The organism is Bradyrhizobium sp. LB11.1 (genome assembly GCF_040549385.1).
Taxonomy (GTDB): Bacteria; Pseudomonadota; Alphaproteobacteria; order Rhizobiales; family Xanthobacteraceae; genus Bradyrhizobium.
Genome location: NZ_JBEPTH010000003.1, coordinates 304654 through 328238, shown reverse-complemented (window position 1 = coordinate 328238; position 23585 = coordinate 304654). Strand labels below are relative to the sequence as shown.

General features: G+C 62.5%; 28 protein-coding genes. 14 read left to right on the top strand and 14 right to left on the bottom strand.

Annotated features, from left to right (window positions below):
- Window positions 1–40 precede the first annotated feature (40 nt).
- Entirely contained in the window at window positions 41–1510 is a 1470-nt protein-coding gene (gene pdxR / locus ABIA96_RS09235; protein ID WP_354136732.1) for a MocR-like pyridoxine biosynthesis transcription factor PdxR, read from the bottom strand.
- Between the two features lie 75 nt (window positions 1511–1585).
- On the opposite strand from pdxR, the gene ABIA96_RS09230 reads away from it, so the two are divergent.
- The 5 genes from ABIA96_RS09230 (at window position 1586) to kynU (ending at window position 6740) form a co-directional block, all read left to right on the top strand.
- Complete coding sequence (locus ABIA96_RS09230; protein ID WP_354136731.1) at window positions 1586–2311, top strand: pyridoxamine 5'-phosphate oxidase family protein; 726 nt, start codon at window positions 1586–1588, stop codon at window positions 2309–2311.
- 51 nt (window positions 2312–2362) lie between these two features.
- Window positions 2363–3640 (top strand): ArgE/DapE family deacylase, encoded by a 1278-nt coding sequence (locus ABIA96_RS09225; protein WP_354136730.1) that lies wholly within the window; start codon window positions 2363–2365, stop codon window positions 3638–3640.
- 205 nt (window positions 3641–3845) lie between these two features.
- Entirely contained in the window at window positions 3846–4655 is an 810-nt protein-coding gene (locus ABIA96_RS09220; RefSeq protein WP_354136729.1) for a hormone-sensitive lipase, read from the top strand.
- 34 nt (window positions 4656–4689) lie between these two features.
- Window positions 4690–5529, top strand: a complete 840-nt coding sequence (kynA, locus tag ABIA96_RS09215) for a tryptophan 2,3-dioxygenase (RefSeq protein ID WP_354136728.1) — start codon at window positions 4690–4692, stop codon at window positions 5527–5529.
- An 8-nt stretch (window positions 5530–5537) separates the two neighbouring features.
- On the top strand, window positions 5538–6740 hold the full coding sequence (gene kynU / locus ABIA96_RS09210; RefSeq protein ID WP_354136727.1) for a kynureninase: 1203 nt from the start codon (window positions 5538–5540) through the stop codon (window positions 6738–6740).
- Between the two features lie 126 nt (window positions 6741–6866).
- On the opposite strand, the gene ABIA96_RS09205 is transcribed toward kynU, so the two are convergent.
- Window positions 6867–7646, bottom strand: a complete 780-nt coding sequence (locus ABIA96_RS09205; RefSeq protein ID WP_354136726.1) for a cobalamin-binding protein — start codon at window positions 7644–7646, stop codon at window positions 6867–6869.
- Window positions 7647–7765: 119 nt separating this feature from the next.
- On the opposite strand from ABIA96_RS09205, the gene ABIA96_RS09200 reads away from it, so the two are divergent.
- Window positions 7766–8164 carry a PaaI family thioesterase gene (locus ABIA96_RS09200; RefSeq protein ID WP_354136725.1) on the top strand — a complete coding sequence of 133 codons (399 nt, stop codon included), beginning with the start codon at window positions 7766–7768 and terminating at the stop codon, window positions 8162–8164.
- 152 nt (window positions 8165–8316) lie between these two features.
- The gene (locus ABIA96_RS09195) at window positions 8317–8928 is read left to right on the top strand and encodes a GNAT family N-acetyltransferase (protein WP_354136724.1); all 612 of its coding nucleotides are present in this window, start codon (window positions 8317–8319) and stop codon (window positions 8926–8928) included.
- A gap of 75 nt (window positions 8929–9003) precedes the next feature.
- Here the strand turns inward: ABIA96_RS09195 and ABIA96_RS09190 are convergent, their stop codons facing one another.
- The 3 genes from ABIA96_RS09190 to ABIA96_RS09180 form a co-directional block, all read right to left on the bottom strand.
- Complete coding sequence (locus ABIA96_RS09190) at window positions 9004–9309, bottom strand: hypothetical protein (protein ID WP_354136723.1); 306 nt, start codon at window positions 9307–9309, stop codon at window positions 9004–9006.
- Between the two features lie 84 nt (window positions 9310–9393).
- Window positions 9394–9693, bottom strand: a complete 300-nt coding sequence (locus tag ABIA96_RS09185) for a putative quinol monooxygenase (protein ID WP_354136722.1) — start codon at window positions 9691–9693, stop codon at window positions 9394–9396.
- Between the two features lie 27 nt (window positions 9694–9720).
- Entirely contained in the window at window positions 9721–10407 is a 687-nt protein-coding gene (locus tag ABIA96_RS09180) for a DUF2161 domain-containing phosphodiesterase (RefSeq protein WP_354136721.1), read from the bottom strand.
- A 130-nt stretch (window positions 10408–10537) separates the two neighbouring features.
- On the opposite strand from ABIA96_RS09180, the gene ABIA96_RS09175 reads away from it, so the two are divergent.
- Complete coding sequence (locus tag ABIA96_RS09175; RefSeq protein WP_354136720.1) at window positions 10538–10885, top strand: GrlR family regulatory protein; 348 nt, start codon at window positions 10538–10540, stop codon at window positions 10883–10885.
- Here ABIA96_RS09175 and ABIA96_RS09170 read toward each other — a convergent pair whose 3' ends face one another.
- Window positions 10886–11566, bottom strand: coding sequence for an SDR family oxidoreductase (locus ABIA96_RS09170; protein WP_354136719.1), 681 nt, complete (start codon window positions 11564–11566; stop codon window positions 10886–10888).
- Window positions 11567–11619: 53 nt separating this feature from the next.
- On the opposite strand from ABIA96_RS09170, the gene ABIA96_RS09165 reads away from it, so the two are divergent.
- The gene (locus ABIA96_RS09165; protein WP_354136718.1) at window positions 11620–12408 is read left to right on the top strand and encodes an SGNH/GDSL hydrolase family protein; all 789 of its coding nucleotides are present in this window, start codon (window positions 11620–11622) and stop codon (window positions 12406–12408) included.
- A 13-nt stretch (window positions 12409–12421) separates the two neighbouring features.
- On the opposite strand, the gene ABIA96_RS09160 is transcribed toward ABIA96_RS09165, so the two are convergent.
- On the bottom strand, window positions 12422–13165 hold the full coding sequence (locus tag ABIA96_RS09160) for a tyrosine-protein phosphatase (protein ID WP_354136717.1): 744 nt from the start codon (window positions 13163–13165) through the stop codon (window positions 12422–12424).
- A gap of 370 nt (window positions 13166–13535) precedes the next feature.
- Complete coding sequence (locus tag ABIA96_RS09155) at window positions 13536–13739, bottom strand: DUF2735 domain-containing protein (RefSeq protein ID WP_354136716.1); 204 nt, start codon at window positions 13737–13739, stop codon at window positions 13536–13538.
- A 534-nt stretch (window positions 13740–14273) separates the two neighbouring features.
- Here ABIA96_RS09155 and ABIA96_RS09150 point away from each other — a divergent pair.
- The 3 genes from ABIA96_RS09150 to ABIA96_RS09140 all read left to right on the top strand — a co-directional run bounded on the left by ABIA96_RS09150 (window position 14274) and on the right by ABIA96_RS09140 (window position 16916).
- Window positions 14274–15308 (top strand): glutamine synthetase beta-grasp domain-containing protein, encoded by a 1035-nt coding sequence (locus ABIA96_RS09150; protein ID WP_354136715.1) that lies wholly within the window; start codon window positions 14274–14276, stop codon window positions 15306–15308.
- Window positions 15309–15509: 201 nt separating this feature from the next.
- Window positions 15510–16211 (top strand): GrlR family regulatory protein, encoded by a 702-nt coding sequence (locus ABIA96_RS09145; protein WP_354136714.1) that lies wholly within the window; start codon window positions 15510–15512, stop codon window positions 16209–16211.
- Window positions 16212–16232: 21 nt separating this feature from the next.
- Window positions 16233–16916 carry a substrate-binding domain-containing protein gene (locus ABIA96_RS09140; RefSeq protein ID WP_354136713.1) on the top strand — a complete coding sequence of 228 codons (684 nt, stop codon included), beginning with the start codon at window positions 16233–16235 and terminating at the stop codon, window positions 16914–16916.
- A 191-nt stretch (window positions 16917–17107) separates the two neighbouring features.
- Here ABIA96_RS09140 and ABIA96_RS09135 read toward each other — a convergent pair whose 3' ends face one another.
- Window positions 17108–17341 (bottom strand): hypothetical protein, encoded by a 234-nt coding sequence (locus ABIA96_RS09135; protein ID WP_354136712.1) that lies wholly within the window; start codon window positions 17339–17341, stop codon window positions 17108–17110.
- Between the two features lie 275 nt (window positions 17342–17616).
- Between ABIA96_RS09135 and ABIA96_RS09130 the strand changes: the two genes are divergently transcribed.
- Entirely contained in the window at window positions 17617–18324 is a 708-nt protein-coding gene (locus ABIA96_RS09130) for a GrlR family regulatory protein (protein WP_354137120.1), read from the top strand.
- Between the two features lie 207 nt (window positions 18325–18531).
- On the opposite strand, the gene ABIA96_RS09125 is transcribed toward ABIA96_RS09130, so the two are convergent.
- The gene (locus tag ABIA96_RS09125) at window positions 18532–18762 is read right to left on the bottom strand and encodes a hypothetical protein (protein WP_354136711.1); all 231 of its coding nucleotides are present in this window, start codon (window positions 18760–18762) and stop codon (window positions 18532–18534) included.
- 683 nt (window positions 18763–19445) lie between these two features.
- Here ABIA96_RS09125 and ABIA96_RS09120 point away from each other — a divergent pair.
- Complete coding sequence (locus ABIA96_RS09120) at window positions 19446–19973, top strand: GSCFA domain-containing protein (protein ID WP_354137119.1); 528 nt, start codon at window positions 19446–19448, stop codon at window positions 19971–19973.
- Window positions 19974–20069: 96 nt separating this feature from the next.
- Here ABIA96_RS09120 and ABIA96_RS09115 read toward each other — a convergent pair whose 3' ends face one another.
- From ABIA96_RS09115 to ABIA96_RS09100, 4 genes are all read right to left on the bottom strand, one after another.
- Window positions 20070–20840 (bottom strand): SDR family oxidoreductase, encoded by a 771-nt coding sequence (locus ABIA96_RS09115; protein WP_354136710.1) that lies wholly within the window; start codon window positions 20838–20840, stop codon window positions 20070–20072.
- An 11-nt stretch (window positions 20841–20851) separates the two neighbouring features.
- On the bottom strand, window positions 20852–21727 hold the full coding sequence (locus ABIA96_RS09110) for an alpha/beta fold hydrolase (protein WP_354136709.1): 876 nt from the start codon (window positions 21725–21727) through the stop codon (window positions 20852–20854).
- 36 nt (window positions 21728–21763) lie between these two features.
- Window positions 21764–22462 (bottom strand): alpha/beta hydrolase, encoded by a 699-nt coding sequence (locus ABIA96_RS09105; protein WP_354136708.1) that lies wholly within the window; start codon window positions 22460–22462, stop codon window positions 21764–21766.
- Window positions 22463–22614: 152 nt separating this feature from the next.
- Window positions 22615–23502, bottom strand: a complete 888-nt coding sequence (locus ABIA96_RS09100) for a haloalkane dehalogenase (RefSeq protein ID WP_354136707.1) — start codon at window positions 23500–23502, stop codon at window positions 22615–22617.
- Window positions 23503–23585 lie beyond the last annotated feature (83 nt).

Genomic DNA, 23585 nt, shown 5'->3' with positions numbered 1-23585 from the left:
AATGTAGGGAGCGGCGCACGATTCTCATAGTGAACCTTTGTCACGCGCGCCGGACCGATTTGCCTTTGCTGCGCAAGGCGGTGCGCACTTCCCGCGCGAGCCTTTCGGCAGATGCGACCAGTTGCGGAACCGCGTGCCCCGAAAATCCCAGCACGAAGCCCGGGAGCGGCCGCGCTCGCGCATAGGTATCGGCGAGCAGCCAGCCTTCCGCGCCCGCTGCCTGCTTCGCTTCAGCTGCAATCGCCGGGGCAACCGACGGATCTAGCCGCGCGACGAGATGCAAGCCCTGCGACGGCACCGGGACCGACAGCGCGCCATCCGACGTCGCTTCGAGTGTTTCGGCAAGCGCATCGCGCGCCTCGCGATAAAGCTTGCGCACGCGCTTCAGGTTTGCGGTGAACGCGCCGGAATTGAGCATGTCTGCAACCGCGCCTTCCATCAGCGTTCCGGGAAACCGGTCGAGCGCGGCGCGTGCGGCCGTGACGTCGCCGATCAGGCGCTCGGGCAGGGCGCAATAGCCGATGCGCAGACCCGGAAAGAGCGTCTTGGCGAACGTGCCCATGTAGATCACGCGCTGGAGGTGATCGACGCCGGCGAGTGACATCAGCGGCGCGCCGTCATAGCGGAACTCGCTGTCGTAATCGTCCTCGAACACAAAGGCGCCGGCCTGCCTGGCCCAGTCGAGCAGTTCAAGCCGTCGCGGCATCGACATCTGCACGCCCAGCGGAAACTGATGCGACGGCGTCACATAGGCCGCACGCGCGGACGGGGCGGCGGTGCGGCCCCTTGCGACCTGCAGGCCGTGCGCGTCGACGGGAATGGGCACGGTGCGATAGCCGCATTGCGCGATGGTCTTGCGCGCAATGGGATAGCCGGGGTCTTCGCACCAGACCTGATCGTCGGCCTTCAGGATCGCGCCGAGAACGATGCGCAGCGTATGCAGCGTGCCCGATGTCAGCATGATCTGGTCTGGGTCGCAGCGCAGACCCCGCGCCGACAGCAGATGATCGGCGATCGCGACGCGCAATTCGCGGCTGCCGCGCGGGTCGCCGTAATGCAGATGCTCGGCACCGAAAGCGCGCATGCGCCGGCCGACGAAGGCGCGCAAACGTTGCAACGCTCGCTCGTCGATATGGGTGCAGCCGAGTGAGAGTGCGCCTTGCCTGGGAGTTTCGAGCATCACCCTCGGCTTCTTCGGTGCGGCGGCGCGCGCCGGAATGCGCGCGGCGACGAAGGTGCCGGAGCCGACCGTGGCTTGCGCAAATCCGTCGGCGATCAGCCGCTCATAGGCGGTGACGACGGCGTTGCGCCGAAAGCCGGTCTGCTTGGCCAGCGTCCGCGATGGCGGCAGTGGCTCTCCGGGTTTGACGAGGCCAGAGACGATCATCTCGCACAGCGCCTGGTACAGCCGGTGCGGCGCGGAGGCACTGGCGGTGATGTGCGGGCCGGTGAGATCGAGCGGCAACTCGGCTTTGGCCGAGGCGGGAGAATTGGTCGGAATTTTTTGCATGGAATTGGAACTATCGCAGACCAAATGCGCCACTACAACTGCTCTGGAATTGTTCCAATCCCGACAGGAGCGGCCGTGAGCCAGACCGAAAGCCAAGATTCCTACCCGACGTCAGCGCGCAACCAGGTGAAGCGCCGGCACGATCGCGGCTTCTACGATCACGAGACGGTTCACCGCATTCTGGATTCCTCGATACTGTGCCACGTCTCCTATGTCATCGACGGCCAGCCCTATTGCACGCCGACCTTCTTCTGGCGCGAGGGGACGAAGCTGTATTGGCACGGCTCGAGCGCCAGCCGCATGCTGCGCAGCCAGACCAGGGGCGAGCGGGTGTGTCTGACGGTCGCGCATCTCGACAGTCTGGTGCTGGCGCGCTGCGGCTTCAACCATTCCGCCGACTACCGCGCGGTGATGGCATTCGGCACCGCCTACCTCGTCACCGACCCCGTGGAGAAAGAGCGCGCGGTGGTCGCGATGGTCGACCGCTTCTTCCCGGATCGCACTGCGAGCCTGCGGGCGAGCAACACCCAGGAGATCAAGGCGACCTCCTTCATCGCGATGGAGATCGAGGAAGCTTCCGCAAAGGTCCGCGCCAAGGGTGTCGCCGACGACGATGAGGACTACGAAATGCCCATTTATGCCGAGCGCATTCCGGTCCGCACCGTCCTCGGCGCGCCGGAACCATGCCCGCGGCTGCTCGATGGCGTGAGCCGGCCGGCGACGCTGAATGGCTATTCGGAAGGCCGACTGCTCGAAGATGCATTGCGGGATGCTTATTTTGTGGAGTACCCGAACGGCTGAAATCGGCTAGCTTGCGCGCAGCCTTGACCAACTGGATGCCGGAGTTGCCTGATGAATGCCGAAACGCAGCAGAGGATTCTTGACGCCGTCGATGCCGGCTTCGAAACCCAGCTTGCGACCACGCGAGATTTTGTCGCGATCCCCTCGACCCGCGGGGCGGAGGGACCGTGCCAGGACATGATCGGCGACCTCCTGCGCGCGCGGGGCTATGAGGTCGACGACTGGCACATCGATGTCGACGATCTCAAGGATCTGCGCGGCTTCGGGCCGATCGAGCATGATTTCTCCAAGGCACGCTCGGTGGTCGGCACCTATCGCCCGACGACCGAAGCTGGCAAATCGCTGATCCTCCAGGGCCACTGCGACGTGGTTCCTGCAGGGCCGCTGGAATTGTGGGACACGCCGCCGTTCTCGCCCGTCATCAAGGGTGGCAAGATGTTCGGTCGCGGCGCCTGCGACATGAAATCCGGCACTATCGGCGCGCTCTATGCCCTGGATGCGATCAAAGCGGCCGGCTTCAAGCCGACCGCGCGGATCCACGTCCAGTCGGTTATCGAGGAGGAGAGCACCGGCATCGGCGCACTCTCGACGCTTCAGCGCGGCTACCGGGCCGATGCCTGCTTCATCCCGGAGCCCACCGCCGGCAAGATGGTGCGTTCTCAGGTCGGCGTGATCTGGTTTCGCCTGCGCGTGAAGGGTCATCCGACCCATGTCGCCTTTGCAGGCTCCGGATCGAATGCAATCATGGCTGCCTATCATCTCGTCCACGCGCTGCAGAAACTCGAGATCGAGTGGAACGAGCGCGCCAAGGCCGACCGTCATTTCAAGACTCTCAACCATCCCATCAATTTCAATCCCGGCATCATCAAGGGCGGCGACTGGGCCTCCAGCGTACCGGCCTGGTGTGATGTCGATTGCCGCATCGCCATCCTGCCGGGTTGGTCGGTCGCCGATCACCAGAAGGAGATCATGGCCTGCGTTGCTGCTGCCTCGCGCAACCACCGCTTCCTCGCCAACAATCCACCGGAGGTCGAATGGTCGGGCTTCCTGTCGGAAGGCTATGAACTGACCGATTCCGCCGCGCCCGAAGCCGCCTTCGGCAAAGCCTTCAACAAGGTCTATGGCGGTGCGGTCGAAGATCTCGTCTTCACCGCACTCACCGATACCCGTTTCTACGGCCTGAACTACGGCATCCCCAGCCTGTGCTTCGGTGCCAGCGGCGGCGAGATGCATGGCTTCAACGAATTCGTCGATCTGGAGTCGCTGAAGAAGACGACGAAGGCGATGGCACTGTTCATCGCGGAGTGGTGCGGGGTGGAGAAGGCGTAGCGGCTGCCTAAGTCACAGCTCTCGTGGGCGAAGGCGCACTTGCGCCGTGCCCACGATCTTTTCCGATTTCTCGGCGCCGGTGCTGGGGCGGCAGCTGCCCAATCCGCCGGCTCCGCCAACTCCTTTAAGCTTAAAAGAAAGACTAGGATGCCGCCTTGACCGGTGGCAGACTGGCGCCCGGCTGGACGAGCCCTCGGGAGTAACGATGCGCGATTGGGATGACGCTTACGCCAATTCGGCCCATATCCCGGGCTCGGACAAGATGCCGGCACAATGGGCGGAGCGGGCGGCGGCCTACCGCGCCGGGCTGAAGGGTTTTCGTCCCGACATCGCCTACGGCTCCGGTGAGCGCCAGCGTTTGGACCTGATCCTGCCCGATGGCGACAGCAAGGGTCTCGTCGTGTTCGTGCACGGCGGCTACTGGATGCGCTTCGACAAATCGACCTGGACGGATCTCGCCGAAGGCGCGCGGCATCACGGTTGGACGGTGGCGCTGCCGAGCTACACGCTGACGCCGGCCGCTGGTATCTCTGACATCACCGCGGAGATGACTGCAGCGATCGCGAAAGCGGCGTCGCTCGTCGCGGGGCCGATCCGGCTCGCCGGCCATTCCGCCGGCGGCCATCTCGTCACGCGCATGCTCTGCGACGACAGCCAGCTCGAGCCCGCCGTCTTCAACCGCATCGCCGGAACGCTCTCGATCAGCGGCCTGCATGATCTGCGGCCGCTGCTCAAGACCAGGATGAACGAGACGTTGCGCATGACCATGGAGGAGGCGACGCTCGAAAGCGCGGCGCTGCATCTGCCGCGCGGGCATTCGCCTGTGACCGCCTGGGTCGGCGGCAGCGAACGGCCCGAATTCATCCGTCAGTCCGACTTGCTGGCCAACGTCTGGACCGGCTTTGATGTGCCGACGCGCCTCGTTGTCGATCCCGGACTGAACCATTTTACCGTGATCGACGGGCTCAAGGATCCGTCGTCGCCGATTACCGCGCGGCTGATTGGCCTCGACTGAGGAGGGCAGCGATGATCGATCGAAAGGGCTAGTCATGACGTCCAGCGATTACGATCCCTCGAGCGAAGGCGCCGAGACCGATTTCGCCCGGCGCATGTCCTACGGCAATTATCTGGCGCTGGACGCGATCCTCGGCGCGCAGCATCCGCTGTCCGAAGCGCATGACGAGATGCTGTTCATCATCCAGCATCAGACCACTGAGCTCTGGATGCGGCTTGCCATCCACGAGCTCAGCGCAGCACGCCGCGCCATTGCCAACGACGAGGTGGCCCCCGCCATGAAGATGCTGGCGCGGATGTCGCGCATCTTCGAGCAGCTCAACAACGCCTGGGACGTGCTGCGCACGATGACTCCGAGCGAATATACGCGCTTCCGTTCCCAGCTCGGCCAGTCCTCCGGCTTTCAGTCGCGCCAGTACCGGCTGATCGAATATCTGCTCGGCAACCGCAACCACGCCATGCTGAAGCCACACGCGCACGATGTGGAAACGACCAGGCTGCTCGAAGCTGAACTCGCAACGCCGAGCCTCTATGACGAGGTGCTGCGGCTTGCGGATCGCAACGGACTGAAGATGCCGGCCTCAGTGCTCGCGCGTGACGTCCGTGAGACCCACAGCTTTAGCGAGGGCGTGCTGCAGGCCTGGCGTATCGTCTACGAGGCGCCGGAGACGCACTGGATGCTGTACGAGCTCGCGGAGAAGCTGGTCGATTTCGAGGACTATTTCCGGCGCTGGCGCTTCAACCATGTCACGACGGTCGAACGCGTCATCGGCTTCAAGCGCGGCACGGGCGGCACCGGTGGCGTCAGCTACCTCAAGCGCATGCTGGAGATCGAGCTGTTCCCCGAACTCTGGCGGGTGCGCACGATTTTGTAGAGAAGGCTATGACCAAGCTTCGCGTCTACGACGACACCAGAGCGCTGTTCCATCTGCCTGACGGTGTGATCTATCTCGACGGCAATTCGCTCGGTGCGTTGCCGCTTGGCGTTGCCGAGCGCGTTAGCCGCGTCATTACCATCGAGTGGGGCAACGAGCTGATCCGCGCCTGGAACACGGCCGGCTGGTATGCCCAGCCGCGCCACGTCGGCGACCGCATCGCGCGGCTGATCGGCGCGGAAGCGGGCTCCGTGATGGTGGGCGATACGCTGTCGCTAAAAGTCTATCAGGCGCTCGCCGCCGCGCTCGACATGAACGCATCGCGCAAGGTCGTCCTGTCGGACACCGGCAATTTCCCGACCGATCTCTACATGGCCGAAGGCTTGATTGCGACGCTCGGGCGCGGCCATCAATTGCACCTGGTGGCGCCGGAGGAGATCGAGGCCGCTTTGTCGAAAGAGATTGCGGTGCTGTACCTCACCGAGGTCGACTACCGCACCGGCCGCCGCCACGACATGGCGAAGCTGACTGCAAAGGCACATGCTCTCGGCATCGTCACCGTCTGGGATCTCGCCCACTCGGCTGGAGCGCTGCCGGTCGATCTCGCAGGCTGCGGCGCCGATTTCGCTGCGGGGTGCACTTACAAATACATCAATGCTGGCCCGGGCGCGCCGGCCTTCCTCTATGTCTCACCGCGCCATGCCGACGAAGCGCACGCCGCGCTGTCCGGATGGATGGGGCACGCAAAACCCTTTGCATTCGAGCTTGCCTACGCGGCCGCCGGCGGTGTCGAGCGTATGCGCGTCGGCACGCCGCCGGTGCTGGCGATGGCGGCGCTGGAGGCCTCGCTCGATATCTGGGACCGAGTCGATATCAAGGAGGTGCGCGCCCGCTCGCTATCGCTCGGCGATCTCCTGATCGCGGAAGTCGAATGCCGCTGTCCGCAACTCAAACTCGTGACCCCACGCGCGCACGAGTGCCGCGGCTCGCAAGTGTCGTTCGTCTTTGAGGGCGGCTACGCCGCCATGCAGGCCGGGATCGCCCGCGGTCTCATCGGCGATTTCCGCGCGCCTGACATTATGCGGTTCGGCATCACGCCGCTTTATATTGGCGAGGATGAGATCATCCGCGCAGCCGAGATCATCGAAGAAGTGATCAACGGCGAGGTGTGGCGCCGCCCGGAATACCAGGTCGTCAATGCGGTGACGTGAGGGACGAAGTCTCTCTCAACGTCATTGCGAGGACCCCTTGCGACGAAGCAATCCAGAATCCCTCCGCGGAGAGAGTCTGGATTGCTTCGCTGCGCTCGCAATGACGACGGAGAGATCGGAAGTCCTTCACCCCCACAACGCCGTCACAATCGCATCCAGCCCATCCGTCAGCGCCGCCGGCCCCGGCTGCAGGATGATCGGCGACTTGATCTCGACGATGCGGTCATCACGCACGGCCGGAATCTCGTTCCAGCCATCACGCTGCTTGATGCGGGCGGACACGACCTTCTTGCCGCACCATGAGGCGAGGATCACATCGGGGGCGGCCTTACGCACCGCATTCGCGGAGATGATGCGATCCTTCGCTGCCTGTCGATGCCGCAGCTCCGGAAACACATCCTCACCGCCGGCGATCTCGATCAACTCGGACACCCATCCGATGCCGGAGATCAGGGGATCGTCCCACTCCTCGAAATAGACCTTTGGCCGCGGCGAGGGGCGGGGCGTGGCTGCGATCGCGGCGAGGCGCCGCTCAAAACCTTGGACGAGTTCCTCTGCGCGCTTGGCCGCACCAACCAGCGCGCCCAGCGTGCGGATCATCGCACAAATTCCGGCGACGTCGCGCTGGTTGAAGACGTGGACGTCGATGCCGGCGCGGACGAGATCGGCGGCGATGGCGGCCTGGAGATCGGAGAAGGCCAGGACCAGCTCCGGTTCCAGCGCCAGGACTTTTGGGATGTCCGCGGAGACGAAGGCCGACACCCGCGGCTTCTCGCGCCGCACCCGCGGCGGGCGGACGGCATAGCCGGAGACGCCGACGATGCGGTCCTGCTCGCCCAGGAGATAGAGCGTTTCGACGGTCTCTTCGGTCAGGCAGACAATGCGGCGAGGCGGGAAGTGGCGCATGGGAGGAGCATATGCGCAAATCAAAGTGCCGATGTCACGGCAGCCACTACCTCGGACGTCATTGCTTTGCCACGCGAAGCCATTCACGCTGAGACAACAACGAATTGGGAGGGGAAACGATGACACCGCTCGAAAAGCTTAAAGCGATGAAGATGCCGTTCGCCGAGCTCAAGGGCGTCGAGTTCGTCGACGCCGAGAAGGATCGCGTGGTGGCGCGGATGACGGTGAGGCCGGATCTCTGCACGCTGCATCACACCATCCATGGCGGTGCGGTGATGGCGTTCGCCGATTCCGTCGGCGCGGCCGCGACCGTGATCAATTTGCCAGAGGACGCCAAGGGCACGACCACGCTGGAGAGCAAGACCAACTTCATAGGCGGCGCCAAGGAGGGAACCACTCTCATCGCCACCGCCACACCGGTTCATCGGGGTCGCCGGACCCAAGTTTGGACCACCCGGCTGGAGACCGAGGACGGTAAGCTGGTCGCGGTCGTGACCCAGACCCAGCTGGTCCTGTAGGACTACGGGGCCTTGATTTTGTTAACGAATTAGTCAGTTCGGCTGCCTCAAACTTGAGCAGGTTCCCAGCTTGAAAATTTTGCTGCGACGCACAATATCGGGGACCTAGGGATTCGAACGCCTCCTCGAGGGACACCAAGAGGAGTTTTGACGTGGTACTTGAAGAGACCGACCGCACGACGTCCGTTCCGGGCTATTTGCGAACTTTGAGCCAGCAGGAAGAATTGCCGCTTTTGCGCGATCATCTGCTGAGACTGGATGCCGCGAGCCGGCATGACCGTTTCAACGGCTTTCTCGACGACAGCTTCATCGAGCGTTACGCCGCGCGCTGCGCCGAAGATGGCACTGTGATCGTTGCCTATATCGTCGACGGCGTGGTCCGCGGCGCGGCCGAGCTGCATCCGTCGGAGAGCGATTCGCTGCCCGAAGTCGCCTTCAGCGTGGAAGCCTCCGCGCGCCGCCAGAACGTCGGCACGGTGCTATTCAGCCGCCTGATCGCTGAAGCGCGCTGGAAAGGCTACAAGCGCCTGCGCATCACCACAGGCGCGGAGAATCACGCCATGCGGGCCCTCGCCACGAAGTTTGGTGCGCATCTCGCTTTCCGCCATGGGGAATCAACCGGAACGATTGATCTCGCCAGGACGCCCGAGGCCGAGCTTGCTGATCTCGCCGCGGCCCCGTTCAAGGCCGGCCGCGCTCTTCTCAGCTTCAACTCGACCTGCTGGAAGCTGATCTCCAGCATGTACGGTAATCGCGCGGCCTGAAATCAAAAGGCCTGAATCAAAAAAGCGGACCGGCAAAACCGGTCCGCTCCGTATTGTGGGTCGTGAAATAAGCGCTTAGGTGCCGGTGCGCTTGTCGTTGCCGAAGCGGCGGACGACGCGGCGTTCAACCACGACTGAGCGCTGGGCACCCTGCTCGCCGGCGATCACGCGCGTCGCAGTGATGCGGCTGTTGGTGCGCGCCTGCTTCTTCACCTCGGCCTGAACGATTTCGAGCGGCATGCCCATCAGCGCTGCAGCGATCTCGGCCTGCTGCTCCTGGTCGTCGGTGATGCCGACGGCGGCGAAGATCGCCTCGTCCAGGGTGGGCGGATCGTGGCGCACGCGCCGCGTGCCATATTTGGTGTTCCAGTCTGCGTTCATAACGGCCTCGTTTTGATGCCGCGATACCTAGTGCGGTCCATGTTGCATTGCAATATGAAATTGGTATGGCATCTCAGCTATGCATCACAGCTTCTCAAGCCTGGTCGCGTCGTAAAGTTCGAGCGTCGACGGTCCTGCGGCCAGTGAGCGCAGGACCCGGACGAATTCGCCGGACGTGGGTACCGCAAAATGGGCTGCAAGCGCGTCACGGTGGGCCCATTGCTCGATGAACACCAGCCTGAGCGGGCTCTCGCAGTCGACATGCACTGCATGCGAGATGCAGCCAGACTCCTCGCGCGACCGATGGACATGTTCCAGGCTGAGGCGGCGCGCCTCCTCAAATGTCTCGGGCCAGACCGTCACACTGGCTGTCACCACGATCATGCCGTTCCCCCAGAATAATAATGGCCGCTAGGGCAGGGATGCCTCGCGCGCGATGGTTTTGACCGGTGCCTGCGGCCAGCGCTTCAGCGCGGCGTGGCCGGCCTCAGTCAGCTGATAGATCCCGCGCTCGGCGCGTTCGAACCAGCCATAGACGTTGTGCAGGAGAATCTTGCCGGCATCGGGACATCGCTCGCGCAATTCGCGCACGGGCCGCGGACCCGCAGTGAGTTGTGATGCGCAGACCAGCGCCTGCTGCCGGTAGGCCGTCATGATCGGCGCGCGGGTGCTGCCGCCAAGCACGGGATCACCCTGGCGGCGCTGATGTTCGGCGACCAGCCGCGAGCGCGTCTTCGGCTCACGGCGGGGTGCTGCCGTCGGCGGCTTCACCAGCACTTCGACCTGGCCGTTGTCGGTCACCCCCAACATACCGAAGCCGAGGCGGCGGCAGAGATTGCGATAGCGCGCGTCGCTCTCGCGGCCCTTGCCACGGATCGACATCTTTGCGGCGATCCAGACCTCGTCGCCGGCCGGCGCGCGGTCGACAGCTTGCAGGATCACTTCGAGATTGAAGGCAAGCTTGAGCTCGCCGATCACGACGATCGGCGGATCACCAGAGCTCAGGCCCACGAGATCGCAGCCGCCGATCTCGCCCTTCACGGAGAAGCCTAGTTCTTCGAGGAAGCGTTTGACGGGCAGGTAGAGCGCGGTTTCCAAAGCGAGTTTCCGATCGGAGAATCAGTTGTGGGCAGTCTAGCCCGGATCGGACTCGGCTAACCGGCATTTGCCCGAACACGGTCAAGCCAGCTATATCCCCGCGCGTGGGAACAGGCGGGCGCTCGCGAATATGACAATCAGGAACGGGCTCTATCACATTCGGATCGAGATGCTGGATGCCGTTCAGGGCGGCAACCAGGGCGTCATGGTCCTGCGCGACGGCACCATGAGGGGCGGCGATTCTTTCTTCTTCGCCTACGGCAACTACACCTCGGCCGACGGCAAGTGGAAAGGCGAGCTGACCAACGAGGAGCATTCGCCCTCGTTCGACCAGCGACCGGTGTGGGGCCGCAAGGTCGTCACCATCGGCTTCAGCGGCACCTACACCGACGAGACCGCCTACGGCGAAGGCATGGCCCTCGCCGGCAAACAGAGCATCCGTTTCAAGGGCGATCTGCGGCTGCTGGTGCCGGATTGATCACACGCGTCCGCTCACCGGAATGAGTGCGCCGGTGACGCCGCTCGCGGCATCGCTCGCGAGGAACAGGATCACCTCGGCAAGCTCCTGCGGCGTCACCCATTTGGAGAAGTCCGCTTTTGGCATGTCGGCGCGGTTGGCCTTGGTGTCGATGATCGACGGCAACACCGCGTTCACGGTGACCTTGCCCTTCCATTCGCTGGCGAGCGCCTCGGTGAGGCGGTGCACGCCTGCCTTCGACGCCGCGTAGGGCCCCATGCCGGAGCCAGCCTGGAGCGCGCCCATGGCGCCGATATTGACGATGCGGCCAGCCTTCGAAGCGGCGAGATATGACAGCGCCGCGTGCGAGGTGTTGAGGGCCGTCAGCACGTTCAGCGCATGCATGCGGTGCCAGGTCTTGATATCGCCGTCGCCGACGGTCTCGAAGGCAAAGCCGCCGGCGATGTTGACCAAGGCGTCCAGCTTGCCGAAATGCTTCGCGGCAACCTCGATCGCTGTCTTCGCCTGCGCCGCGTCCGACAGGTCGACGCCGCCGATCTCGATGCGCTCGGCCGTCGCCTGCATTTGAGAGGGCGCGTGATCGATACCGGCGACCCATGCGCCACGTGATTGCGCGACGTCTGCGACCACCTTGCCAAGCGCGCCGAGCGCACCGGTCACGACAATGATTTTTCCTTGCACGATAACCTCCGTCGTCTCAATTCGCGCTGACTATTGCGTGAGGCGAAGTGGACTTGCAATGGCGGCGGCATCAAGGCTGGGTTATAAGTGCAACTTTAGATGGCGACGGAGGGTGTTTCATGTCTGATGACTTGCCGACTCTCGATAATCCTCCAGAGATCGTTGAATTGAAGCGTCCGCTTGAGAATTTCCGGGCGGCGTTGGGCAGAAGAGGCCCCGTGCGCGTGGTGGCGATGGGGTCGTCCTCGACTGCCGGACTTCGCAATGTCGTTCCCTATCCCGCGCGGCTCGAGCTGTATTTGAGAAAACACTACAAGGATGACGATCCCCATCCGAACATCCGGATCGACGTGCTCAACCGCGGCCAGGGCGGCCAGGAAGCGCCATTGGAAGTGCCTCGGTTCGAAGACGATATCTTTGCTGACAATCCTGCTCTGGTGCTCTGGCAGGTCGGGACCAACGCGGTCTTTCGCCAGAAGGAATTCAACTTCGACGAAGTGGTCGCGAGCATCACCAGGGGATTGGCCCTCCTGCGCAATCACCCGACCATGGATGTCATCCTGATCGATCCGCAATATGTGACGGCCATGCTGTTCGACGACAACGCCGATCTCGCGGAGAAGATGGTTTCGGCGATCCGAGCCGCGGCGGAGGACGCCAAGGTCAACCTGTTCCAGCGTTGGGCGCTCACGCGGCACTGGCACGTGCTAAACAACGCTTCGTTCGAGCAGCTGCTCGATCCGGAGGATGATCTGAAGCTGCATCAGAGCAATTGGAGTACCATGCAGGTGTCGCTCGCGCTGACCAATTCCATCATCAAGGCCGCAGCTCCGACGGTGTGAGGCGCCCCGTCGCTCACGCCTGAAGGTAACGCTCCTTCAGCGCGGTCCGCTCGGCTATGCCGAGCTTGAGGCCGTCGCGCAGGTAAGTTTCGACATCGCCATAGTCGCGGTCGACGGCATCGAAGGCGGCCTTAAGATAGGAAACGTTGACCGAGCCGATGGCGTCGAGGACGTCGGCGGGCAGATCGGAGACGCTCGATACATCGCGCTTGTAGTGGCGATTGGTCAGCAGATAATCCTCCGCAATGACGTCATCGGGCACGCCGAGCGCATGCAGGATCAGTGCGCTGGCGAAGCCGGTGCGGTCCTTGCCAGCGGTGCAGTGGATCACGAGCGGGGCGCGGTCTTCCAGGAGATGGCCGAACAGCATGCGGAAGCTGTGCGTGTTGTGGCGGACATAGTTGCGATAGGACTCGCGCATGAGCTCAAGCGCGACCGGCGCAGTCAGCGCGCCCCTGGCGAGCTCGGCGCGCAGTGAAGCCACCACCGTCGGCTCGATCGGCAGCGAATGCACTGTGATCTCGTTGACGAGACAGACACCGGCCGCACGTTCCTCGACGCCGCGGAAGTCGAACGCGCTTTTGACACCCAGCGCGCGGACGACCTCGATGTCTTCAGCGGTGAGTTGGCCGAGATGGTTGGAGCGGAAGATGTGGCGCCAGCGCGTGGTGCGGCCGTCGCTTGTGGCGTAACCGCCGAGGTCGCGAAAATTGCCGGCGCCTTGCAGGGCGAGATGACGGGCAGGGGAATCTGACATGAACTCATCTTGGGCTATGGTTCCACCGGAAGCACTGGGGGTGTCCGTGAGGTCTATTACAGGGGGCGAACATGGGCCGGCACAAGGCCATTCTTTTGGGGAGCACCATGCTGGCGGCTGGGATTTCCGGTCCGCGGCAGGACGATACGAAAACGTTACGGAACTACCGTAACGCCGATGATACGCCATTCATTGTTGCGCTTTATGACGGCGACAGGCGCGCAAGCAGCAGGTGAGAGCTTGCGCGGTGATCTGAAGGGCATCTTTCGGTCCGGAATCAAAGAGGGTCGAAACGTAGTCGTTTCGACCCTTTTTCAAACTTCCGCTGAGCGCTCGAAAGAGCGCGGCGGTATCAAACCTGACGCAGGCATTAGCGTTCCCACTCGGGCTTTGCTTCGTCGACCGCGTCCTGGTGGTACCAGCTATCGCTGCAGATCGAGACGTCCGCGGGAAGCGAGGCGTGATCAGCGGGAAGGCGGGTCTCGCGATAGCGGCGTCCGGCAAGAGCCGCGCGGCCGCCGGTCGGGAATTGGTAGATCGTTGCAGATCCGCGACTCAGACCATTGTTCATCATTGCGATTTGCTCCTTCGTCGAAGCGCCTTGGCCTCCATGGTGCGCTCGACTCGTTCGATAGTGGTTACTGGAATCGCTATATTGGCCGCGCACTCCGAAATGCAAAGTGCTGAAAAGGAAATCAGTTCTCGCCTATTTTGTGGGCAGTCGACTGTCTGCATCGCGCAAGGCACCCTGTTGGTGGCTAACGCTTGGGCCATTGCAAAGGTTGCCGGACAGGGCGCCGGGCTTTGCGAAAGTTGCCGGACGTTGATGCGCGTTTCATCGGCAACCTGCGGCAGGGGCCCGCCTGCTCCAGAATCAGGCGTTTTCTGCAGGTTTTTTGCAGTGCAGCTTCACGCGAAGGTGCGCTCGTATGACGCACGTCCCTCTGGACAGTTTGCCACGGGCGAGCCGGTTCCACCGCGGTGGAAAACCTCCAACGCTGCGGCCTTTTGGCACGTTAAATGCTTGTAAAGGGCCGGCCGATGATGGCCGGGTACAAACGTGCGGGGCTCTCAACCCCACCGTTCGCATCATCTACAGAGAGGCTCAATGACCAAGTATAAGCTCGAGTACATTTGGCTCGACGGATATACGCCGACTCCGAACTTGCGCGGCAAGACTCAGATCAAGGAATTTGCGTCGTTCCCGACGCTCGAGCAGCTTCCGCTGTGGGGCTTCGATGGCTCCTCCACCCAGCAGGCCGAAGGCCACAGCTCCGATTGCGTGCTGAAGCCGGTCGCGGTGTTCCCGGACGGCGCCCGCACCAACGGCGTGCTGGTGATGTGCGAAGTCATGATGCCCGATGGCAAGACCCCGCACGCCTCCAACAAGCGCGCCACCATCCTCGACGATGCCGGCGCCTGGTTCGGGTTCGAGCAGGAATACTTCTTCTACAAGGACGGCCGTCCGCTTGGCTTCCCGACCGCCGGCTATCCGGCGCCGCAGGGCCCGTACTATACGGGCGTCGGCTTCTCCAATGTCGGCGACGTCGCCCGCAAGATCGTCGAAGAGCATCTCGACCTCTGCCTCGCGGCCGGCATCAACCATGAAGGCATCAACGCGGAAGTCGCCAAGGGCCAGTGGGAATTCCAGATTTTTGGCAAGGGCTCCAAGAAGGCCGCTGACGAAATGTGGATGGCCCGTTACCTGATGCTGCGCCTGACCGAGAAGTACGGCATCGACATCGAGTTCCACTGCAAGCCGCTCGGCGACACCGACTGGAACGGCTCGGGCATGCACGCCAACTTCTCGACCGAGTACATGCGTACGGTCGGCGGCAAGGAGTACTTCGAGGCGCTGATGGCGGCCTTCGACAAGAACCTGATGGACCACATCGCCGTCTACGGCCCGGACAACGACAAGCGTCTGACCGGCAAGCACGAGACCGCGCCGTGGAACAAGTTCAGCTACGGCATTGCCGACCGCGGCGCTTCGATCCGCGTCCCGCACTCCTTCGCCAACAATGGGTACAAGGGCTATCTGGAAGACCGTCGTCCGAACTCGCAGGGCGACCCATACCAGATCGCTTCGCAGATACTGAAGACGATCGCGTCCGTCCCGGCTGACAAGAAGGCCGCGGCCTAAGATCCTCCCGGCTTGGGCCTGGGGGGCTGGCCCGGGTTCGCTTACAAATCCGCCGGAGCTGCAAGGCTCCGGCGGATTTTTGCATTCTGATGACAGCACTTATTGTGGGTCTGGCGGCCATGCCGGCCTGGAGCCTGTCCATCTCAGCCCAAACCGGGATAGAGTGCCCGCAGGATGCGCGCGGGGCCGGGGACACGGCTGGTGTTTGAAGGCTTCTACAAGGTGCGATTTCAGCTCGGCGACAGCGTCGGCCGGAGCGTGATGCATGCCGGCAACGGCAAGATGCTCGGCGGCAATTCGGCATTCGCCCACATCGGGACCTACGAGAAAACCGCAGACGGCGTCGACATCGTCATCAAGACCGTCCGCCACAACCCCGATCCGAATTACCGCGCCATGGCCGGCACCGATGATGCGACGCTGATCGCGAAGGGTTTTGCCGACGGCGATCTCTACCGCTTCAAGGGCGAACTGAAGGAGCTGCCCGGCATTCCCTTCCAATCGCTGATGACGCCGATCACGGAGGACGAGGTGCCGATCGCCGGCGGCGTCGGCGAAGCCAGCATCGCCGACGGGCTCTATTCGATTCATCTGCGCATGCTTGACGGCGTCGATGGCGGCTTGACCGGCGTGATGCTGCTGAACCAGGGCCGCATCCTCGGCGGCGACGCCTCGTTCTACTATCTCGGCAGCTACACCGCAGCGAACGGCCGGTGGAAGGGGCAGATCCTCAACCAGGAGCACACGCCCGCCACGGACGATCCGATCTTTGGCGGCCACGAGGTCGGCATCGGCTTCTCCGGCAGTTATGACGACGAGCAGGCGGTGCTGGAAGCAACCGCGCTCGCCGGCAAGCGCAGCCTGCGCCTGACCGCCGCGCTCAAGCTGATGCATCGTGCCTGATCGCTACCGGGGAAATCGCCGATGGAAAAAGTTCGCATGCTCTCGACGCTCGGCCTGATGGGCGCGATGCGCAGCCTGTCGTCCGCCTTCGAGGCGGCGCATGGCATTCACGTTGATGCCGATTTCGCGCCGACCTTGGCGCTGCTCAAGCGCTTGCGTGCCGGCGAGTCCGCTGACCTCGTGATCCTCACGCGCGAAGGGCTCGACGAAATGATCGGCGAGGGCCGGGTGACCGCAGACAGCGCAGCCGATTTGGCGCGCTCCTATGTCGGCCTTGCCGTGCGGAAAGGCGCGGCCCATCCCGACATCGCCAGCGAGACTGCGCTGCGCAAGACGCTGCTTGCGGCGCGATCCGTTGCCTACTCGCGGCTGGGCGCAAGCGGTGTGTACTTCGCCCAGCTGATCGTGCGCATGGGCATCGCGGCCGAGATCAACGCCAAGGCCACCATCGTCGAGCAGGGCTTTACGGCCGAGCGGCTCGTCGGCGGCGAGGCTGACCTGGCCGTGCAGCAGATCAGCGAGCTGAAACAGGTCGCGGGCATCGAGGTGATCGGTCCGGTCCCGCATGATTTGCAGACGCCGGCCGTGTTCTCCGCTGGCCGCATGGTGAATGCGAAACAGGCCGAAGCAGCCGAGGCGTTGCTGCGCTATCTGGCGTCGCCGGAGGTCGTGCCCGTCCTGCGCCAGTCGGGACTCGAGCCTTAGCAGCTACTTCGTAGTAAGCGAGATTGTTGCGGGCGTCGCGATAGGTCGTCTCGATAAAATCCGGATATTGCCTGGCAGCCTGCGCCACCGCGCGCACCACGCAGTCCCAGAAGTCGCCATTCCAGTTGAAATGCTTGAAGGTCACGTCCTCGAATTTGACGGCGGTCACGATCGCCTGCCTGATCGCGTCGTCATCTCGGCCCTTCATGGGCGTGGTCGCGGTCGTAGCGATATTTCGCAGTCAGCTGCTCCGGCGTCAGGGTGCAATTGATCCGCACCTCTTCGGCGGTCGGGCGGCCCGCGATCGAATCCAGCCGGTAGCGCAAGCGCCAGAGTTCGAAGGCGGCATCGAGCAGGGGCTGCTTCGCCGCGCTGGCGATGAAGACCGCGATCGCCTCGTCGGCTGAAGGTTCAATCTGGTCCATGCCGCTTGGTCGCGCGTGGGCACTTGCGGGTTCGACAGGCGAAAACAACCCCATGCACAGTAGCCAAGTGGTTGAAATTCAAGGCCACCGGCCGCGAAGTCGCCAAATGCGGATTTTGCGAAATTTACTTGACCCGTCGGGCAAAACAGGTGCATGCTGGCATCATGGCACGATCGGCTCCGCGCACGGCCCCTGTGCGGATAAGCCGGATGGTATCGGTACGGCGACAGTGCTAGGTAGCCCGCGTTTCTCATTGATTTTGCGGGTTCATGACTTTGCTCGACGGGCTTTACAAGGTCGACTACGGCATCAACGATGCCGTCGGCCGCAGCATCATGTGCCTGCATGACGGCAAGATGCTGGGCGGCAATTCCGCTTTCGCGCATCTTGGAACCTATGTCCAGCGTGACGGCGAGATCATCGCCGAAGTCATCACCGAGCGGCACAATGACGATCCGCATTTCAAGCCGCTGATGGGCGCCGATGTCGCCGCGATCGGCGCGCGCGGCCGGTTGATCGGCAATCGGATCCGTCTCGAGGGCAGCGCGGACACGATGCCGGGCGGTCATTTCTGGGCCAATCTCACGCGGCTCGACGATGATGAGGCGCTGCCGCCGCGCGGCACGATCGGAGAGGGCGGCATCGTCAACGGTCTCTACGGGGTAAGCCTGCGCGCGCTCGACGGCGTCGATGCCGGCCTCTCGGGCGTGATGCTGCTGATCGACGGCCGCATCCTCGGCGGCGATGCGTTCTTCTACTATCTCGGCTCGTACTCTTCGGCCGACGGCCGCTGGAAGGGCGAGATGCTCAACCAGGAGCACACGCCGGCGAAGGGCGACAATCCCGTGTTCGGCGGCTACGAGGTCGGGATCGGCTTCTCCGGGACCTGCACGGCTGAGAGCGGCGAGCTCGAAGGCATCGCGCTCGCCGGCAAGCGCAGCCTGCGGCTGGCGGCATCGCTCAAGCTGATGCGACGGGCGTAGGGTGTGTGCTCGTAAGTTCGTTGGGGCCGCCTTGCCGTTCGAGGCCAACCTGAAGCGGGCATATCCGCAGGTCGGTCTTGGGAACGGAAGCGTCATGCCCACCAAGTTTGGTTAATGCTTCCTTTACACAAATCGATGCCTGCTAACACCTTGTGAAGGGGCCATTCGAATCGTTCTACTTGCGCTTGTATCTGCGTCCGCGGCCCATCAAGGCATGCCATCGGGAAACAAGGGCGCAATTTGTCCAAGAACGCGAAACCCAATACGGCCAGCAAGCTCGAGATTTTGATTGGCCAGCTCACCGAGCTCGGCAACAAATATATCGAAGACAAGGACTACATCAGCGCGCAATTGACGTTCAGGAAGCTGCTTCAGCTCGACAGCAGGGATGTCAACGCGCGCTTCATCTACGCGCATCTCATCGAGGACGGCACCCACAAGAAGCACGCCGAGGCGCGCGATCTGCTGTTGTCGATTCTGGACGACAATCCCGGGATCTACGACAGTCCGACCGAGGATAATCTGAACCTCATCAGGGGCGCGGCCTTGAGGTGCAGCAATATCGGGCCCAACGCCAGAGCCATCGAACTGCTTCGCAAGCTGGCCCACGCGTCAAATCGCGCCGACGATCACTTTCATCTCAGCGAAGTTCTGACGCGGTGTAACGCCTTCGAAGAGTCGATTGCCAGTCTTGAAAAGGCGATGGCGCTCGATCCCCGGGGGTTCGATACCGAGACGAATAAGGAGACGCTGAAATTCGCCAAATCGCAACTGGGCAGAGCCACGTCGGATACCGCTGACAACACCAGGAAGGTAGGACGTTATCCGGAGACGCACGACTTCACCGGAGATCTTCGCAAGCTGATCCGCAATCATATTGCCGTCAATCTGAACAGCGCGCCGAAGTTCATCGAAAAGGCCACGCGGTTCTTCACGATGGGATCGTGCTTCGCCAGGAATCTATCCAAAAACCTGATCGACAGCGGCTACACCAGCCACCACATGGAGATTTCGGAATATATCAACACGACGTTCGCCAACCGAGTGTTCGTCGATTGGCTTCGCGACGCCGACATCGATGAAGCCATTCAGCGCAGGTTCGTTGAACTGCTGCCGCCGGGCTGGAGCAAGGAAAACACGCTTCAGGTCATCAAGAGCAGCGATGTGTTCATCCTGACGCTCGGTGTCGCCCCGGCCTTCTTCGACAGGGACACCGGCAGCTTCGTCCTGCCGCGGCCGACCGCCCTGAATTCGAGGGCGCTTGCGGAAAATATCTGTTCCGGACCACGAGCGTCAAAGAAAATGTCGACAACGTCCTCTACCTGCTCGATTTCATCAGGAGCATCTCGCCCGGGATCAAGATCGTCGTCACGGTCTCACCGGTGCCATTGCAGGCGTCCTTTGAATTCGAGTCGGCGGTCCAGGCCGACTGCCTGTCGAAGAGCACCATGCGGCTGGTTGCGCATGAGGTGGTGAACCAGTCGAACATCTCGAACATCCTCTACTGGCCATCGTTCGAAGTTTTCCGATGGGCAGGCTCGAATGCCGGCGATTATTACGCGGCAGACGATGGGGCCGCCTGGCATGTCTCCGAAGACAAGGTCTCCAGCACGATCAGGGCGTTCGTCGAAATGTTCTCTTCGACATGATGCCGGAACGGGCGTTCCCTCATAAAATCGTCGCGTCCGCTTTGCTGCTGGCATGTGACAGCATCTGTTTGTCTGGCCGACAGGGCCTCTAGGTCATCAGATCGATTTGACCTCGCCGCCGTCCATGCGCAGCGTCGAGCCGGTCATCCAGCGGGCGCCGGGTGACACGAGGAACGCCATCAACTCGGCAATCTCCTCGGGCTCTCCATAGCGAGCGATACCGGCTTCCTTCGGAAAGTTTGCCGTTGCCTCCTCGACCGTCATGTTGTGCAGCGGGGCCCAGTGCTGAAGATAGGAACGGCGACGTCCCGTCATCACTGGTCCCGGCAGTACGCTGTTGACTTGCACGCCATCGGCGATACCGCGGTCGGAGAATGCTTTTGCCAGTGCGACAATGGCAGCATTGATGGTCCCAACCGCAGCGTAAGGCGCTTTCGGAAAGAGGGCGGAATTCCCAGACATCAGCACGACCGAGCCCCGCGCCGCCTTCAACGCCGTCCAGGCGGCGATCGTGAGGCGGCGTGCGCCGTGGAGCTTCAGCGCGAGAGCGCCCTCCCACTGCGCATCGGTCATCTCAAACAGGTCGATCTGCGGTACCGCCCCCGCGATGTTGACCAGGGCATCGATCCGGCCGAATGCCGTGAGCGCTTGGTCGGCGACCGCCTGTGCCGCGGCGGGATCGGCCAGGTCTGCGTTGATAACCAGCGGTTTTGCGCCGGCGGCCTTCACTGCCTCCGCCGTCTCGTCCAGATTGGCGCGATTGCGCGCGACCAGCACGAGCTCCGAGAAATCACGGGCAAGGCGTATTGCGGTGGCACGGCCGATACCCTGGCTGGCACCAGTAATAATGGCAACAGACTTCGACATTCGAGATATCCTCACTTGTTGCTAGTTGTTCGCGCTTCTTCCAGGAAATCGCCTATGACCTTTGCGATTTCGGCGCAGTGCGTCTCCAGCGCGAAGTGGCCGGTGTCGAAGAAGTGGACCTCGGCATCTGGAATGTCGCGCTTGAACGCTTCTGCGCCCGGCGGCAGGAAGAACGGATCGTTCTTGCCCCACACCGCCAAAAACGGCGGCTTGTGCGTGCGGAAGTAGTGCTGGAATGACGGGTAGAGCGCGACGTTACTCTTGTAATCGCCAAAGAGGTCGAGCTGGATTTCATCTGCGCCGGAACGAGCCAGATAGTAGTTGTCGAGGTTCTGACCGTCTGGTGACACGCTGGTCGGATCGGGTACACCGTGCGTGTATTGCCAGCTTGTCGTTTCGGGCGTGAGGAAAGCGCGAAGTGTTTTTCGGTTTGCCTCCGAGGTATCTTCCCAGTAGGCCCGGATCGGGGTCCACCCGTCACTCAAACCCTCTTCGTAGGCGTTACCGTTCTGCGATATGATCGCAGTGATACGATCGGGATGACGAACGGCCATTCGGAAACCGGTCGGCGCGCCGTAGTCGAAAACGTAAAGTGCGAACCGATCGAACCCGATGATCTCCGTGAAGCGATCGATCACGCGCGCGATGTTATCGAACGTGTAACTGAAGCTTTCCCGCGGCGGCATGTCGGTTAGCCCGAAGCCGGGAAGGTCCGGCGCAACGAGATGGAATTTGTCGGCAAGCAGCGGCATCAGGTCGCGGAACATGTGACCTGACGTGGGAAATCCGTGCAAGAGCAACAGCTTCGGCGCACCGACCTTCGGCGCCTCGCGATAAAACACCTTGATGCCGTCGACCTCGACTGCTCGGTATCTGATGGGACTCATCGGATCTCTCCTATGTTTCGCGTTCGATCAGTCAAATCAGGCGGAGACGGCTTTTTCGGCTTCGAGCAGCAATTCGACCACACGCTCGGGGGCCGTCGCTATCGGCGTATGATCGACATCCAGCCGCCGAATCCTGGCCTTCATTCGCTGCGCCATGAAATCCTGCGTCTCGGGGTTGATCATGCGATCCTGCTCCGCCAGGAGGTACCAGGACGGCAAGGTCTTCCAGAGCGGCTTTGCAGCCTTCTCCTGCAGGCAGGCCCCATGGATGGGCCGCTGCACGGCGGCGAACAGTGCATTCTGCTTCGGGCTGGCGTTCTGCGCGAAAGCCGCCGCAAACGCGCTTTCCGGCAGCCAGATGAAGCCGTCACTGTCAGGAGCCAGTTGCGGAGCCTTCGGATGCGGCTTCCCGCGGCCGAAAACTTCCCCGACGGTCTCGCCTTCGTCGGGTGCCAGGGCCGCGACGAAGACCAGGCCCTCGACGTGCTCGTTCTTCGAACCTGAGATCACGGCGCCGGCATAGGCGTGCGCGACCAGGACGATCGGCCCTTCGACCCTTGCCAGGCAACGATCCAGAGCGCGAACGTCGTCTGAAACGCTTGTGAGCGGGATAGGAGCAGCTATCGCCTTTGCGCCGTTGGCCTCAAGCGCTTCGATCACCTTCCGCCAGCTCGAGCCGTCCGCCCATGCTCCGTGAACGAGTACGAACGTCAGCGCGGTTGTGGATTCTACCATAGAAATAATCCTCGTTAATGACTCCGTGATGATCACCGCGAAGACGCCATCGGAGAAGGCGTTCATCCTGTCGGGTGTTACTGTCTCTTCGCTCGTCATTACCGCGCGCCGTCGGGTCTGTGATCGATGAGGCTCGGCCGTCGATCTGCCCGTCAGCCCAGATTCTTCATCCAGGCTGCGATGGCTCTGCCGATTTCGTCCGGCGAATCCTCCTGGACAAAATGGACTCCCTTGATCGTCACTTCGGTTTGTGCCGGAAAGCTTCGGGCCTGTTCAAGAACCTTGCCCTCCGCGAGGATTCCACCGGGCTCGGCCTTCAAGAACAGCTTCGGCACATGGCTGCTCTCGAGCCAATCCGCATAGGCGTCCACGGCCGCCGTAACGTCGGCGGGATCGCCTTCGATCGGGATTTCCCGAGGAAACGTCAGCGTCGGCCGCCGGCCCTCGCCGGGTTCGGTGAAGGGCCGGCGGTACTCCGCCATCTCCGCGTCAGTGAGCTTGCGCAGTATCGCCCCCGGCAAGATCTTCTCGATGAAGAAGTTGTCTTGCAGGACCATCTGCTCACCGGCTTCGGATCGCAAAGCCTCCAGGACCGGCCGCATTCCGAATTTGTCCCAATGGTCCCAATACTGTCGGCCCACCATCGCCTCCATATAGGCGATGCCTTTCACGGCATCGCGATGATGGTTGGCCCAGTCGAAGCCGAGGGTGGAACCCCAGTCGTGGATGACCAAAGTAACGCGTTCGTGCACATTCAGCGCCTCGAGCAGGGCACCGAGGTAACGGCGGTGCTCAACGAACCGATAGGAACCAGGCCCACTGTCAGGCAGCTTGTCGGAGTCGCCCATGCCGATCAGATCGGGCGCAATGCAGCCGCCCAGCGGTTCCAGATGCGGCAACACGTTACGCCACAGATAGGACGAGGTTGGATTGCCGTGCAGCAACACGATGGGATCGCCTTTTCCCACCTCCACATATGCCATCTCACGGCCAAGAATCTTGCACCGCTGCTTTTTGTAGGGGAATGCCGCGGATGTCATGATTGCGTCTCCCGAGATCGCACGACTCTTATCAAAATCGCCGCTAAATAGCCGATTAGGCTGGACGGTTCTCTTCCGCGTGA

Bases quoted from the DNA above. Each gene is read 5' to 3' on its own strand.
- ABIA96_RS09140 (WP_354136713.1), top strand. From the start codon at position 16,233: ATGGAAAAAGTTCGCATGCTCTCGACGCTCGGCCTGATGGGCGCGATG.
- ABIA96_RS09185 (WP_354136722.1), bottom strand. From the start codon at position 9,693: ATGATCGTGGTGACAGCCAGTGTGACGGTCTGGCCCGAGACATTTGAG.
- ABIA96_RS09115 (WP_354136710.1), bottom strand. From the start codon at position 20,840: ATGTCGAAGTCTGTTGCCATTATTACTGGTGCCAGCCAGGGTATCGGC.
- ABIA96_RS09105 (WP_354136708.1), bottom strand. From the start codon at position 22,462: ATGGTAGAATCCACAACCGCGCTGACGTTCGTACTCGTTCACGGAGCA.
- pdxR (WP_354136732.1), bottom strand. From the start codon at position 1,510: ATGCAAAAAATTCCGACCAATTCTCCCGCCTCGGCCAAAGCCGAGTTG.
- ABIA96_RS09220 (WP_354136729.1), top strand. From the start codon at position 3,846: ATGCGCGATTGGGATGACGCTTACGCCAATTCGGCCCATATCCCGGGC.
- ABIA96_RS09200 (WP_354136725.1), top strand. From the start codon at position 7,766: ATGACACCGCTCGAAAAGCTTAAAGCGATGAAGATGCCGTTCGCCGAG.
- ABIA96_RS09160 (WP_354136717.1), bottom strand. From the start codon at position 13,165: ATGTCAGATTCCCCTGCCCGTCATCTCGCCCTGCAAGGCGCCGGCAAT.
- ABIA96_RS09190 (WP_354136723.1), bottom strand. From the start codon at position 9,309: ATGAACGCAGACTGGAACACCAAATATGGCACGCGGCGCGTGCGCCAC.
- kynU (WP_354136727.1), top strand. From the start codon at position 5,538: ATGACCAAGCTTCGCGTCTACGACGACACCAGAGCGCTGTTCCATCTG.
- ABIA96_RS09225 (WP_354136730.1), top strand. From the start codon at position 2,363: ATGAATGCCGAAACGCAGCAGAGGATTCTTGACGCCGTCGATGCCGGC.
- kynA (WP_354136728.1), top strand. From the start codon at position 4,690: ATGACGTCCAGCGATTACGATCCCTCGAGCGAAGGCGCCGAGACCGAT.
- ABIA96_RS09135 (WP_354136712.1), bottom strand. From the start codon at position 17,341: ATGGACCAGATTGAACCTTCAGCCGACGAGGCGATCGCGGTCTTCATC.
- ABIA96_RS09150 (WP_354136715.1), top strand. From the start codon at position 14,274: ATGACCAAGTATAAGCTCGAGTACATTTGGCTCGACGGATATACGCCG.
- ABIA96_RS09155 (WP_354136716.1), bottom strand. From the start codon at position 13,739: ATGATGAACAATGGTCTGAGTCGCGGATCTGCAACGATCTACCAATTC.
- ABIA96_RS09205 (WP_354136726.1), bottom strand. From the start codon at position 7,646: ATGCGCCACTTCCCGCCTCGCCGCATTGTCTGCCTGACCGAAGAGACC.
- ABIA96_RS09175 (WP_354136720.1), top strand. From the start codon at position 10,538: ATGACAATCAGGAACGGGCTCTATCACATTCGGATCGAGATGCTGGAT.
- ABIA96_RS09110 (WP_354136709.1), bottom strand. From the start codon at position 21,727: ATGAGTCCCATCAGATACCGAGCAGTCGAGGTCGACGGCATCAAGGTG.
- ABIA96_RS09100 (WP_354136707.1), bottom strand. From the start codon at position 23,502: ATGACATCCGCGGCATTCCCCTACAAAAAGCAGCGGTGCAAGATTCTT.